The organism is Micromonospora echinaurantiaca, from assembly GCF_900090235.1.
Classification (GTDB): Bacteria; Actinomycetota; Actinomycetes; order Mycobacteriales; family Micromonosporaceae; genus Micromonospora; species Micromonospora echinaurantiaca.
Genome location: NZ_LT607750.1, coordinates 15,369 through 28,624 on the forward strand (window position 1 = coordinate 15,369; position 13,256 = coordinate 28,624).

General features: G+C 74.4%; 9 protein-coding genes and 1 riboswitch. Of the genes, 7 read left to right on the forward strand and 2 right to left on the reverse strand.

All coding sequences use genetic code 11. The features are described 5' to 3' along the window. Window positions 1–77 precede the first annotated feature (77 nt). From GA0070609_RS00130 to GA0070609_RS00140, 3 genes are read left to right on the forward strand one after another with little or no spacing between them, the layout of a single operon-like run. Window positions 78–683: a class I SAM-dependent methyltransferase gene (locus tag GA0070609_RS00130; RefSeq protein WP_088991896.1), complete on the forward strand. Its 606-nt coding sequence runs from the start codon at window positions 78–80 to the stop codon at window positions 681–683. Window positions 684–724: 41 nt separating this feature from the next. After that, window positions 725–2,404: an ATP-binding cassette domain-containing protein gene (locus tag GA0070609_RS00135; RefSeq protein ID WP_088991897.1), complete on the forward strand. Its 1,680-nt coding sequence runs from the start codon at window positions 725–727 to the stop codon at window positions 2,402–2,404. Window positions 2,405–2,460: 56 nt separating this feature from the next. Further along, window positions 2,461–3,405: an aldo/keto reductase gene (locus tag GA0070609_RS00140; RefSeq protein ID WP_088991898.1), complete on the forward strand. Its 945-nt coding sequence runs from the start codon at window positions 2,461–2,463 to the stop codon at window positions 3,403–3,405. A gap of 145 nt (window positions 3,406–3,550) precedes the next feature. Here GA0070609_RS00140 and GA0070609_RS00145 read toward each other — a convergent pair whose 3' ends face one another. Both GA0070609_RS00145 and GA0070609_RS00150 read right to left on the reverse strand, forming a co-directional pair. Then, window positions 3,551–4,081, reverse strand: coding sequence for a hypothetical protein (locus GA0070609_RS00145; RefSeq protein WP_088991899.1), 531 nt, complete (start codon window positions 4,079–4,081; stop codon window positions 3,551–3,553). A 70-nt stretch (window positions 4,082–4,151) separates the two neighbouring features. Beyond that, complete coding sequence (locus GA0070609_RS00150) at window positions 4,152–10,007, reverse strand: ThuA domain-containing protein (RefSeq protein WP_088991900.1); 5,856 nt, start codon at window positions 10,005–10,007, stop codon at window positions 4,152–4,154. Window positions 10,008–10,328: 321 nt separating this feature from the next. Continuing rightward, a riboswitch (TPP riboswitch) is annotated at window positions 10,329–10,438 on the forward strand. Here GA0070609_RS00150 and thiE point away from each other — a divergent pair. From thiE to GA0070609_RS00170, 4 genes are all read left to right on the forward strand, one after another. Next, on the forward strand, window positions 10,433–11,059 hold the full coding sequence (gene thiE / locus GA0070609_RS00155; protein ID WP_088991901.1) for a thiamine phosphate synthase: 627 nt from the start codon (window positions 10,433–10,435) through the stop codon (window positions 11,057–11,059). Its footprint overlaps the riboswitch before it by 6 nt. Continuing rightward, entirely contained in the window at window positions 11,053–12,243 is a 1,191-nt protein-coding gene (gene thiO, locus GA0070609_RS00160) for a glycine oxidase ThiO (protein WP_172899260.1), read from the forward strand. Before thiE ends, thiO begins: the two co-directional genes overlap by 7 nt. Continuing rightward, window positions 12,234–12,434 carry a sulfur carrier protein ThiS gene (gene thiS, locus GA0070609_RS00165; RefSeq protein ID WP_088991902.1) on the forward strand — a complete coding sequence of 67 codons (201 nt, stop codon included), beginning with the start codon at window positions 12,234–12,236 and terminating at the stop codon, window positions 12,432–12,434. The genes thiO and thiS overlap by 10 nt, the downstream gene beginning before the upstream one ends. Beyond that, window positions 12,431–13,210 (forward strand): thiazole synthase, encoded by a 780-nt coding sequence (locus GA0070609_RS00170; RefSeq protein ID WP_088991903.1) that lies wholly within the window; start codon window positions 12,431–12,433, stop codon window positions 13,208–13,210. The genes thiS and GA0070609_RS00170 overlap by 4 nt, the downstream gene beginning before the upstream one ends. The last annotated feature ends 46 nt before the right edge of the window (window positions 13,211–13,256 follow it).

Here is a 13,256-nt window from a genome sequence, read left to right on the forward strand (position 1 = left end):
CGTTTCGTGTCGTGCTGCACCCGCGGCCAGGACGGCCCCGGCCGGCCCCGCCCACCGGCGGTGCGAGAATTGCCGGCGTGACCGGCGACCACTACTTCACCGCTGAACCCGCGACCGCAGCCGCGCCGCGCGAGGTCGAGTTCTCCGTCGCCGGCCGCGACTACACGCTGACCTCCGCCGGCGGCGTCTTCTCCGCCGACCGGCTCGACCCCGGCACCGCCGTGCTGCTGCGCAAGGCCGACCTGCCGGCCCCCGGCACCACCGGTGACCTGCTCGACCTCGGCTGTGGCTTCGGGCCGATCACCTGCGTGCTGGCCGACACGGCGCCGGCGGCGACGGTCTGGGCGGTCGACGTCAACGAGCGGGCCCGGGCGCTCACCGCCGCCAACGCGGCGCGCACCGGCGCCGCCGACCGGGTACGCGTCACCGCTCCGGACGACGTACCCGACTCGGTGACCTTCGCCCAGCTCTGGTCCAACCCGCCGATCCGGATCGGCAAGGACGAGCTGCACCGGCTGCTGCTGCGCTGGCTGCCCCGGCTCGCCCCGGATGGGGTCGCCTGGCTGGTGGTCGCCCGGCACCTGGGCGGCGACTCGCTGCACCGCTGGCTGGTCGAGCAGGGCTGGCAGGTCGAGCGGCGGGCCAGCCAGAAGGGCTACCGGGTGCTGCGCGTCACCCGGTAATTGGTTGGGCCGCCCGGCGGGTGCTCGGGCAGGATGCCGGCGTGGGATACGTGGACGTGGCAGCGGTCGGGCACACCCTCCCCGACGGCCGGGAACTCTTCGCCGACGTGTCGTTCCGGGTCGGCGAGGGCGCCAAGGTCGCGCTGGTCGGGCCGAACGGCGCCGGCAAGACCACCCTGCTGCGGATGGTCGCCGGTGACCTGCCGGTGAAGACCGGCGCGATCGCGCGTACCGGGGGGCTGGGCGTGATGCGCCAGTTCATCGGGATGATCGGCGACGAGTCGACGCTGGCTGACCTGGCGCTCTCGCTCGCCCCGCCGGCGTTGCGCGACGCCGGGCACCGGCTCGCCGCGACCGAGGCGGCCATGCGGGCGGCCGAGGTGCGCGGCAAGTACAGCACCGCCGCCGGCAAGGCCCAGCTGGCGTATGCGGACGCGCTCGCCGCCTGGGGCGAGGCCGGCGGGTACGACGCCGAGGTGCTCTTCGACACCGTCGCCACCATCGTGCTCGACCTGCCCTGGGACGCCGCCCGGGAGCGTCCGGTGCGCACCCTCTCCGGCGGCCAGCAGAAGCGCTTCGCGCTGGAACTGCTGCTGCGCGGCCCGGACGAGGTGCTGCTGCTGGACGAGCCGGACAACTTCCTCGACGTGCCCGGCAAACGCTGGCTGGAGGGGCGGCTGCGCGAGTCCGGCAAGTCGGTGCTCTACGTCTCGCACGACCGGGAACTGCTGGCGCACACCGCCGACCGGGTGGTCGCGGTGGAGGGCGGCAGCGCCTGGGTGCACCCGGGCGGCTTCGCCAGCTGGCACGAGGCTCGAGTGGCGCGGCACGCCCGGCTCGACGAGCTGCGCCGGCGCTGGGACGAGGAGCACCAGAAGCTCAAGGACCTGGTGCTGATGTACAAGCAGAAGGCCGCGTACAACGACGGGATGGCCTCGCGCTACCAGGCCGCGCAGACCCGGCTGCGCAAGTTCGAGGAGGCCGGGCCGCCGCCCGTACCGCCGAAGGACCAGGACATCCGGATGCGGCTGACCGGCGGGCGGACCGGCAAGCGCTCGGTGATCTGCGACAAGCTGGAGCTGGACGGCCTGACCTACCCGTTCGACCTGGAGATCTGGTACGGCGACCGGGTGGCGGTGCTCGGCGCCAACGGCACCGGCAAGTCGCACTTCCTGCGGCTGCTGGCCCGCGGCGGCACCGACCCGGACCCGGCCAACGGCCCGGTCGACGGCGCTGCGGCGCTCGCCCCGGTGGCGCACGACGGGGTGGCCCGCCTCGGCGCCCGGGTGCGGCCCGGCCACTTCTCGCAGACCCACGACCGGCCGGAGCTGATGGCGAAGACCCTCGTGGAGATTCTCTGGCGGGGCGACGACCACCGGGCCGGGATGGACCGGCACGCGGCGATGGCGGCGCTGTCCCGCTACGAGCTGGCCGGGCAGGGCGACCAGCGGTTCGGCACCCTCTCCGGCGGCCAGCAGGCGCGCTTCCTGGTGCTGCTGCTGGAGCTCTCCGGGGCGACCCTGCTGCTGCTCGACGAGCCCACCGACAACCTGGATCTGGCCAGCGCGGAGGCCCTCGAAGCCGGGCTGGCCGCGTTCGAGGGCACGGTGGTCGCGGTGACCCACGACCGGTGGTTCACCCGCTCGTTCGACCGGTTCGTGCTCTTCCGGGGCGACGGCGAGGTGGTGGAGACGCCCGAACCGGTCTGGGACGTCGGCTGAGCCGTCCGCCGGGTGGCGGAACGCCCGGCCGGCATAGGGTTGATCTCGTGACTGAGATGACCTACCGCCGGCTGGGCGACTCCGGGCTCGTGGTGTCCGTGGTCGGCATCGGCTGCAACAACTTCGGCCGGAAGCTCGACCTCGACGGCACCCGGGCGGTGGTCGACGCCGCGCTGGACGCCGGGATCAACTTCTTCGACACCGCCGACATCTACGGCGAGCCGCAGGGCGGCTCGGAGGAACTGCTGGGCCAGGCGCTCAAGGGCCGCCGGGACGACGTGGTGGTGGCCACCAAGTTCGGCATGGACATGCACGGCATGAACGGGCCGGACTTCGGCGCCCGGGGCGCCCGCCGCTACATCGCGCGGGCGGTGGAGGCGTCGCTGCGCCGGCTCGGCACCGACCACATCGACCTGTACCAGATGCACGAGCCGGACCCGGGCACCCCGATCGACGAGACGCTCGCCGCCCTGGACGACCTGGTCCGCGCCGGCAAGGTGCGCTACCTGGGCAACTCCAACTTCGCCGGCTGGCAGATCGCGGACGCCGACTGGGTGGCCTCGTCCGCCGGCCGGACCCGGTTCATCAGCGCGCAGAACCACTACAGCCTGCTGGAGCGCTCCGTCGAGGCCGAGGTCATCCCCGCCTGCGAGCGGTTCGGGCTCGGCATGCTGCCGTTCTTTCCGCTGGCCAACGGGCTGCTCACCGGCAAGTACAAGCGGAACCAGACCCCGCCGCCCGGCAGCCGGCTCTCCGCCGGCGGCCGGTACGCGCAGCGCCTCGCCGCCGCCGACTGGGACACCATCGAGGCGATCGAGGCGTACGCGGGCGAGCGAGGGCTGCCGATGCTCCAGGTGGCCATCGGCGGGCTGGCCGCCCAGCCCGCGGTGACCTCGGTGATCGCCGGCGCCACCACGCCGGAGCAGGTGTTCGCCAACGCCGCCGCCGGCGCCTGGCAGCCCACCGACGAGGACCTCGACGCCCTGCGCGCCATCCTCTGACCGACCGGTGTGGCGGCATCCCCAGCAGCGGGACGCCGCCACATCCGGCGCGGCGGCGAGCCCACCGGCGGCGCCCGGGTGCCGCCGCGGGCGCGGGCTCGACCGGCGTTCCGCCGCCACGTCGACGCGACCCGGGAGCGTGGCGTCAGGCGCGGCGGCGCCGGACGAGCGGCACCGCCACCGCCGCCAGGACGGCGAGCCCGAGACCGGCCAGCGCGAGCGGCCACCAGCCGACACCCCCGTCGCCGGCGGGGTCGCGGGTGCCGGCGGCCGGGGCGACCGGGGCGGGGGCCGGCGGGGGCGACTGGGCATTCCGCGCCTCCACCTCGGCGCTGGCCTCGCCCCGGTGCGGCGCGGGGGCGCTCACCGTGACCTGCCACCGGCCGGGGGAGAGGATCGGGCCGCTGGCGTAGAAGCCCTGCCCCTCGGCGGCCGGTTCCAGTTGCACCGGGCCGACCCGCCGGCCGTCCGGCCCGGTGGCGGTGAGGGTCAGCCGGACCACCTTGTCGAGGCGGTGCCCGTCGGCGTACACGGCCTGCACGGTCACCCCGTCGGCGCCGTCGCCGGCCACGGTGAGTTTCAGTTTCCCGGTGTGTGCGGCGGCCGGGGCGGTGGACAGGAACGCCAGGGCTAGTCCGACGAGCGCGGCGGCGACCGCCTGCCAGGTACGCGTCACGGGCGTCTCCTCAGTGGAATCGCGGGAGGGTCCCTTCCCGCCGCCGGGGCGGCGGGAAGGGACCCGCGGATCAGAGCCGGCGACCGGGGGCGATCCGGGTGGGATCGCCGCCGAGCCGGCCGGCACCGTCGACCGATTCGCCGTCGTTCGCCCGGACGCCGGCCCGGCTGGCCGTGCCGCCGAGCCGGACGATCATGGCGTCGGCGTCCCGGACCAGGGTGTCGCGGATCTCGGCCTCCGGCACCAGGGTGGCGTCGGCCGCGAGCGTCCGGAAGGCGGTCAGCGCCTTGATCGCCTTCTGGTCGTTGCCGGCCGCCTCGGCCTGCCGGGCGTCGCTGAGCTTCGCCGACAGCTGCTTGTGCGCCTTGGCCGACAGTCGGCTCGTCGCCTTGAACCGGTCCAGCAGGTTCTGCATGTCCCGGAACGAGGTGGTGACGAAGAACCGGACCTCAGAGGTGGTGACGTTGCCCGCCTTGTCGGTCGCGGTGACGGTCAGCTCGTGCAGGCCGAGCGGCAGCTCGTACATGGCCTGCAGGGTGCCGCTGGCGTACGGCCGGCCGTCCAGGTCGCCGACCACGGACGCGATGCCCGAGGTCGGGTCGACCGCCTGCCAGGACACCCGGACGTCCTGGCTGTCGCCGTAGAGCTGGCCGTCGGCGATCCCGGAGACCAGCAGCGTCGGCTTGGTGCCGTCGATCCGCAGCACCGCCGACTTGAGCGTCTCGGCGTTGCCCGCGTTGTCGGCGGCCCGGAACAGCAGCTCGTGCTGCCCGTCGCCGGTCACCTCGACCGGCGCCGAGTACGGCGTCCACGCGCCGCCGTCCAGCGACCACTCCACCGTCTTCACCCCGGACCCGGCGTCGGTCGAGGTCAGCACGACCGGGACCGTCCCGTCGTGCCAGCCCTCGTCGTTGGCCGGCGCGAACGTCGCCGAGGTGACCGGCGCGGTGGTGTCGATCCGGACCGGCGCGGTCTTCGTCGACTCCACGTTGCCCGCCCGGTCGGTCGAGCGGAACCGCAGCTCGTGCTCGCCGTCGCCGCTGACCGGCACCGGACCGGTGTACGCGGTCCAGGTGGTCGCCCCGTCCAGCTGGTACTCGGTGCCGGCCAGGCCGCTGCCGCCGTCCTCGTCGGCGGCGCTCAGCGCGACGGTGACCGGGCCGGTGTGCCAGCCCTCGGTCGGCGTGCCGGAGACCGTGGCCGTGGTCACCGGGGCGGTCCGGTCGGCCGCCTCGGTGGTGAGCCGGAAGTAGTCAAACGCGGCGGTCTTCGACGCGGTCTGGTTGGCGCCGAGGGTGAACAGGCCCACCTTCGGCGTCGCCCCGACGGCGCTGCTGGTGAGCGCCGTCAGCGCGGTCCAGGCCGTCCCGTCGGCCGAGTACGACGCGGTGAAGGTGTCACCCGTGCGGGCCAGCCGCAGGTACCACACCGAGGCGGTCAGGTTGCCCGCCTCCGGCTGCGGGTTCTGCACCGCGCCGCCGATTTCGCTGCGGAACTCGATCCGCCGCGTCACCGGCTGCCCGGGCTGGTTGTCCACGATGAAGTCGAACTTCAGGTAGTTGTCGTCGTCGGCGTGCACGATCAGGCCGGCCTGCTGGTACTGCTCGTTCAGCAGGCTGCCGTCGACCTTCGTCTCCAGGGTCCAGTCGCCGGTCGGGGCGTTCTGGAGGATGAAGTTCGCCGGCCCGGAGTTGCCGGAGCCGTAGATGTCGCCGTTCGGCACGTCGATCCGCAGCGCGCCGCCGGTGACCCGGTAGCCCGTCGGGTTCTCCCGCAGGATCGCGTCCCAGCGGCACTTGTCCAGCGTGTCGCCGGTGAACTCGTCCGACGGGTCCACCGGTCCGGCCGGGGCGTCCGGCGAGACCTGGAACCAGTCGAAGGCCGCCTCCACCACCGGCGCGTCGGTGCCGCCGTTGAGCGCGAACAGCCCGATCCGCGGGTTGGTGATGCCGGCCAGCGCGGCGGACCGGCCGACCGGGGTGAAGGTCTGCCCGTCGGCCGAGACGGCCGCGGTCAGGTTCGTCCCGTCGCTGGTGAGCCGCAGGTGCAGGGTGTCACCGGCCGGTGCGGCGGTGCTGTCGGCGGCCTCGTTGCGCGGCGCGCCGGCGGTCTCCCGGATGAACTCCACCCGCCGGCCGCCCGAGTAGAGCAGGTCCAGCTTGGCGTAGTTCTCGTCGTCGCCGTACACCAGCAGGCCGGCCTGCTGGTAGTTGGCGGTCACCGGCAGGGTCAGCCGGGTGGTCGCCTGCCAGGCCCCGGCCGGCGCCGGCTGGAGCACCAGGTTGGTGGCGTCGTTGCGGCCGCCGTAGAGGTCGCCCACCGCGGTGGGCAGCCGGAGCGCCCCGTCGGAGACCGCGTAGAGCTGGTTCTCCCGGACCACGCCCCAGCGGGCCTTGTCGAGGCCGGTGCCGGTGAAGTCGTCCGAGCGCGCCCCGAAGCAGGACGTGTTCGGCGCGTCCACCCGCACCGGGACGGTGGTGTACGACCTCGCGCCCTTGCTGTCGGTCACCGTCAGCGTGGCGGTGAAGGTGCCCGGGCTGGTGTAGGTGTGCGTGGTGTCCAGGGTGGACGCCGTGCCGCCGTCACCGAAGTCCCAGGCGTACGTCAGCGGGGTGTCGCCCTCGGCGTCGGTGGCCGTGCCGTCGAAGGCGACGGTGACCGGCGCGGTGCCGGTGGCCGGGCTGGCGGTGGCGGTGACCACCGGCGGCGCGTTCTCGGTGACGCCCCGGCCGAGGAAGTCCATCCAGTTGACGTTGAACAGCGCGCCCGCGCCGCCGGCCGGGTCCCGGGCGACGAAGTACAACGTGCCGCCCGCCGGGCCGGTCACCGGAGCGGTCACGTCGGCGTACGTTTGCCAGGCGCCGGTGCCCGGCACGGTGGCCGAGGCGACCAGCGGCCCGTCGGGCGCGCCGGCGCGGACCTCGATTCGGCCGCCGCTGCTGGCCGAGGCGGCCCGGAACCGGATCGACGTGATGTTGGTCAGGTCCGCCGGGGCGAGCGACCACCAGTCGCCGTCCTCGATGAACCCGATGTTCTGGCCGCCGCCGGCGGCGTCGCCGGTGGTCTCGCGCTGCACGCCCGGGTCCCCGCCGCCGGTCGCGCCCGGCACCCGGCCGGTGGCGGTGAAGTACTCGGCCTGCTTCCGCTTGGGCTGGAGCTGCTCGATCGCCCGGCCGGTGAGCGGCCCGGCGCCCTCGGCGCCGCCCAGGTCGGTGTAGGTGGCCTCGAAGACGGCGAAGACGTTCGCCTCGGCGCCGTGCCCGGAGGCCAGCGACGTCTGGACCGTGCCGGTGCAGCCGGTGTGCTGCTCCAGCGGGTGGGCGTGCTCGTCGTGGCCGAGCAGCACCTGGAGCCGGACCCGGTCGCAGTCGATCTCCGCGTCCTCGGGGTCGGTGACCGTGACCGTGTAGCGGACCTGGTCGCCCCAGTCGAAGAAGCCGCCGTCCGGTGGGAACTCGATGGTCACCGTCGGCGCGGTGTTGCCGACCGTGACCGGAACGTTGGCCACCGCGGTCCGGCCCTTCGGGTTGGTGACCGTGAGCTGCGCGTTGTACGTCCCGGCGCTGGTGTAGGTGTGCGTCGGGTTCGGCTCGGTGGCGGACTGCCCGTCGCCGAACGTCCAGGCGTAGCTGAGCGTGCCGCCGTCCGGGTCGCGGGAGCCCGCGCTGGAGAAGGCGACGGTCAGCGGCGCCGGGCCGGAGGTCGGCTCGGCGCTGGCCTCCGCGATCGGGGCCCGGTCGCCGGCGATGTAGTCGATCCGGTAGACGCCGGAGTTGTCGTTGTTGCCGCCGAAGCCACTGCCCCACTCGATGAGATAGAGCGCGCCATCCGGACCGAACTCGAAGTCCATCGGCCGGAGCATGGTCATGCCGGTGAGGAGCTGGTTGATGTCGACGAGGCTCTTGCCGTCACCGGTGAGCTGCATCGTGTACATCTTCGACTGGTTCCACTCGCCGAGGAGCGCCTTGCCGTCGTAGTACGCCGGCCACTTGCGGTCCGATTCCAGCTCGGCGTCGTACCGGTAGACCGGGCCGCCCATCGGCGCACCGCCGCCGCCGATCTCGGGGAACCGCGGGTTGCCGCTGTAGTCGTAGTCGACGGTGGCTGGGATCGCCGGCGGCAGGTTGGTGAGGCCGGTGTTGTTGGGCGAGTCGTTCACCGGCGCGGCGCAGTCGAACTTCGGCCCGCTGGGGCCGGACGGGAACGTGTAGTCGTTGTAGGCGTAGTTCGCCCCGGTGCAGTACGGCCAGCCGTAGTTGCCCGGCGTGCCGACGATGTTCCACTCGACGGTGCCCTCGGGACCGCGGTCGGGGTTGGCGGCGCTGGCGTCCGGCCCGTAGTCGGCGACGTAGAGGGTGTCGGTGGCCGGGTCGGTGCCGATCCGGAACGGGTTGCGGAAGCCCATCGCGTAGATCTCGGGCCGGGTCTTCGCGGTCCCCGGCGGGAACAGGTTGCCGCTCGGGACGGTGTACGTCCCGTCGTCCTCCGGGTGGATCCGGAGCACCTTGCCGCGCAGATCGTTGGTGTTGCCGGAGGTGCGCTGCGCGTCGTAGTCCTGCCGTCCCGGCCGCTCGTCGATCGGGGTGAACGCGTTGGACTCGAACGGGTTGGTGTTGTCGCCGGTGGCCAGGTAGAGGTTGCCGGCGCTGTCGAAGGTCATGCTGCCGCCGGCGTGGCAGCAGGTGTTGCGCTGGGTGTCCACCCGCAGCACCTGCTTCTCGCTGGCCGGGTCGATGCTGTCGCCGGTCACCGTGAACCGGGAGAGCAGGTTGCGGGCGATCCCGTCGTTCGGGGCGTAGTAGAGGTAGACCCAGTTGTTGGTGGCGAAGTCCGGGTCGAGCCGGATGCCGATCAGGCCGTCCTCGTTGCCGGTGGACACGTCCAGGTCGAGCGCGGTGACCGTGTTGCCGGTGTCCGGCTTGACGATCTGCACCCGGCCGTCGCGCTCGACGTAGAAGACCCGCCCGTCCGGGGCGACGTCCAGCTCCATCGGGTTGCTGGTGTTGCTGTCCAGGGTCACCTTCTCGAAGCTGGCGGTCAGCGACGCGCCGCAGTCGGCGTCCGCCGCCCCGGCCGCGGAGCGGATGCCGCCGAGCAGGTGGGCGAGGAACTGCGGTTCCGCGTACGACTCCCGGGTGTGCCCGCCGCCGGTGTACCAGGCGCGGCCGCCCTGGAAGTCGTGGCACCAGGCGATCGGGTGGTCGGCGCCCATCGCCCCCGCGCCGGGGGAGTAGCTGGTCTCGTCCAGGCTGGCCAGCACGTGCACGTCGGGGCGCGGGTTGGACTGGTAGTTGTACCACTCGTCGAACCGGGACCAGCGCTCCGGCAGCCCGGCGGTGGCCGGGTGGGCGTGGTCCTCCACCTTGACCGTGGCCTGCTGGTTCGCCGGGTGGCTGGCGAAGTACGCGCCGACCAGGTCGCCGTACCAGGCCCAGCTGTACTCGGTGTCCGAGGCGGCGTGGATGCCGACGTAGCCGCCGCCGGCGCGGATGTAGCGCTCGAAGGCGGCCTGCTGCTCGCCGTCGAGGACGTCGCCGGTGGTGGAGAGCCAGATCACCGCGCGGTACCGGGCGAGGTTGTCGTCGCTGAACGCGGCGCCGTCCTCGGTCGTGTCGACGGTGAACCCGTGCTCGGCGCCGAGCTGCTGGATGGCGGCGATGCCGGTCGGGATGGAATCGTGCCGGAAGCCGGCGGTCTTCGAGAACACCAGCACCGAGAACGGCTCGTCGGCCGCCGGCGCGGCGGGTCCCGTCCGCGGCTGGGTCTGCGGGGCGGGCGCCGTCAGCGGCGCGGCCTGTGCGGCGGGTGCGGTCTGCGCGGGGGGTGCGGCCTGCGCGGCGGGGACGCCGAACAGGGTGGTTGCGGTGAGCGCGAGGGGTAGCAGGGTGGTAAGGACGGGTAAACGGGCACGACGAGATCGGGACACGCCGCCTCCTATGTCGCTGTGGACAGGGATCGCGGGGGCCGGCTCGCCGAAGACCGTCCCGGATGGACCGGAGCGGACACCGTGCCAGGATGTCCGCGCCGGCATTTTGTCGAATCGCTGAACAAATTAATCCCGCTGGATCCGTTGCGGGCAAGATGCCGGCTGATAACGGTTTCGCAACGGCGAGCGACATTCCGAACAGCACCGTACGAAGTGCTCCGTCGCGGGCGGTATCGAGGGCCGTCCACCGCGTCGGCCGGGCGTCATGCGATTGCCGGACCCCGCCTTGGCAGGCCGGCGGATCTGTCGTACGGTGACACGGACGTAACCCACGGGAGCCCGGTGGACCGGGCTGAGAGGGGGGCTTGGAGCCCCCGACCGTCGAACCTGATCCGGGTAATGCCGGCGCAGGGAGGAGTGTTGCCGTGCCGTCCCTTGGGCGACTGCATCTGGTCACCGACACCCGACCCGGGCGGGATCCGCTCACCGTCGTCCGGGCCGCCCTCGCGGTGGCCCGCGCCGAGCTGGTGGTGCAGGTCCGGGTGGCGGACTCCGCGACCGACCGGGAGGCGTACGACCTGGCCCGCCGGGTGGTCGCGCTCTGCGCCGGGTACGACGCGACCTGCCTGGTCAACGACCGGCTGCACGTGGCGCTGGCGGTGGGCGCCGGCGGCGGCCACGTCGGCGCGGACGACCTGCCGGTCGGCGCGGCCCGCCGGGTGCTCGGCTCCGCCGCCGTGCTCGGCGCCACCGCGCGTGACCCGGGCACCGCCACCGAGGCGGTCGCCGCCGGCGCCAGCTACCTCGGCGTCGGCCCCTGCCACCCGACCGGCACCAAGACCGGCCTGCCGGACCCGATCGGCCCCGCCGGGGTGGGCGCGGTGGCCGCCGCGGTGGACGTGCCGGTGATCGCCATCGGCGGGGTCACCGCCGCTACCGTGCCGGCGCTGCGGGCCGCCGGGGCGTACGGGGTGGCGGTGGTCGGCGCGCTCTCCGCCGCCGCCGACCCGGGCCGGGCCACCGCCGAGCTGCTCCGGGCGTTGACGTGCTGACCAGCGGCCGGCCGGACGTGGCGGTGGTCGGCGCGGGGCCGATCGGGTTGGCCGTCGCCTGGCGCTGCGCGGCCCGCGGCCTGCGGGTGGTCGTGCACGACCCGGACCCGGGGTCGGGGGCGTCGGCGGTGGCCGCCGGGATGCTCTCCCCGGTCGCCGAGGCGTACTTCGGCGAACGGGAGCTGACCGGGCTGCTCTGCGCGTCCGCGGCCCGCTGGCCGGCGTTCGCCGCCGGGCTGACCGAGGCCACCGGGCTGCCGCTCGGCTACCGCACCGAGGGCACCCTGATGGTCGGGCTCACCGCCGACGACCTGGCCGAGGCGGGCCGGCTCTGGGCGTACCAGCAGGGGCTGGGGCTGCCGGTGACGCCGCTGCGCCCGACGCAGCTGCGCGACCGCGAGCCGGCGCTGGCGCCCCGGGTGCGCGGGGGCGCGCTGGCCCCCACCGACCACCAGGTCGACCCGCGGCTGCTGGTGCCGGCGCTGCGGGCGGCCGCGACCGCGGCCGGCGCGGTGCTGGTGCCGCAGGCGGTGCGCGAACTGTCCGAGCTGGACGCCCGGGTCACCGTGGTGGCGGCCGGCTGCGGCGCGGCCGCGCTGACCGGGCTGCCGGTCCGGCCGGTGAAGGGGCAGGTGCTCCGGCTGCGCGCGCCCGGCGGCGCGGCGCCGGGCTTCCGGCACGTGATCCGGGGGTACGCCGACGGCGAGCACGTCTACCTGGTGCCCCGCGCGGGCGGCGAGGTGGTGGTCGGGGCGACGGTCGAGGAGCGCACCGACCGGACGGTCACCGCCGGCGCGGTGCTGCGCCTGCTCCGCGCCGCCGTCGACCTGCTTCCCGAGCTGGCCGAGTACGACCTGGTGGAGACGGTGGCCGGGCTGCGTCCCGGCACGCCGGACAACGCCCCGATCCTCGGTCCGCTGCCCGGCCGGCCGGACGTGCTGGCCGCCACCGGCCACCACCGGCACGGCATCGTGCTCACCCCGGTCACCGCCGATCTGATCGCCGACCTGGCCGCCGGCGGCGACCCGGACCCGCTGCTCGCCCCGTTCGCGCCGGACCGCTTCGGGCCGGCCCACCCACCCCGGCAGGCGTCGGTCGGCCCGCCCGAGCAGGCGTTGCCGGGCGAGCCGACCGGGCCGGTCGACGGCGACCGGCAGACGACGGAGGAGGACAGGTGGAACTGACGGTGAACGGCGCCGGGCGGACCGTGCCCGGCGGTGCCACGGTGGCCGACCTGGTCCACGAGGTCACCCCGCAGCGGCGCGGCGTGGCGGTGGCGGTCAACGGCGAGGTGGTGCCGCGCAGCGGCTGGCCGGCGACGGTGCTGCGCGACGGCGACCGGGTCGAGGTGCTCAGCGCCGCCCAGGGCGGGTGAGCGCGGTGACCTTCGAACTGGGCGGCGTCCCCTTCACCTCCCGGTTGATCCTGGGCACCGGCGGCGCGGCCAACCTGCACGTGCTGGAGCAGGCGATCCGGGCGTCCGGCACCGAACTGGTCACCGTGGCGCTGCGCCGGGTGGACACCACCCCCGCCGGGTCGGGCGGGCTGCTGGCGCTGCTCGACCGGTGCGGGGTGCGGCTGCTGCCGAACACCGCCGGCTGCTACACCGCCGGCGAGGCGGTCAAGGTGGCGCACCTGGCCCGGGACGCGTTCGAGACCGACTGGGTCAAGCTGGAGGTGATCGGCGACGAGCGCATCCTGCTGCCGGACGGCGTCGAACTGCTGCGCGCCGCCGAGCAACTGGTCGCCGACGGGTTCACCGTGCTGCCGTACACCAGCGACGACCCGGTGCTGGCGCGGCGGCTGGCCGACGTCGGCTGCGCGGCGGTGATGCCCGCCGGCGCGCCGATCGGCTCCGGGCTGGGGGTGTCCAACCCGCACCACATCCGGCTGATCCGGCAGAGCGTGGACGTGCCGGTGATCCTGGACGCCGGCATCGGCACCGCCTCGGACGCCGCGCTGGCCATGGAACTCGGCTGCGACGCGGTGCTGCTGGCCAGCGCGGTGACCCGGGCCGCCGACCCGGTGGCGATGGCCACCGCGATGCGGTTCGCCGTCGAGGCCGGCCGGTTGGCGTACGGCGCGGGCCGGATCGCCCGCCGCTTCCACGCCCTCGCCTCCACTCCGGACGAGGGAAGGCCCGACCTGTGACCGCGTCCGTACGTCCGGCCGCGCCGGATCTTGGTGCGAACGGCCC

Coding starts and splice junctions, on each gene's coding strand:
- GA0070609_RS00140 (WP_088991898.1), top strand. CDS start 2,461: ATGACCTACCGCCGGCTGGGCGACTCCGGGCTCGTGGTGTCCGTGGTC.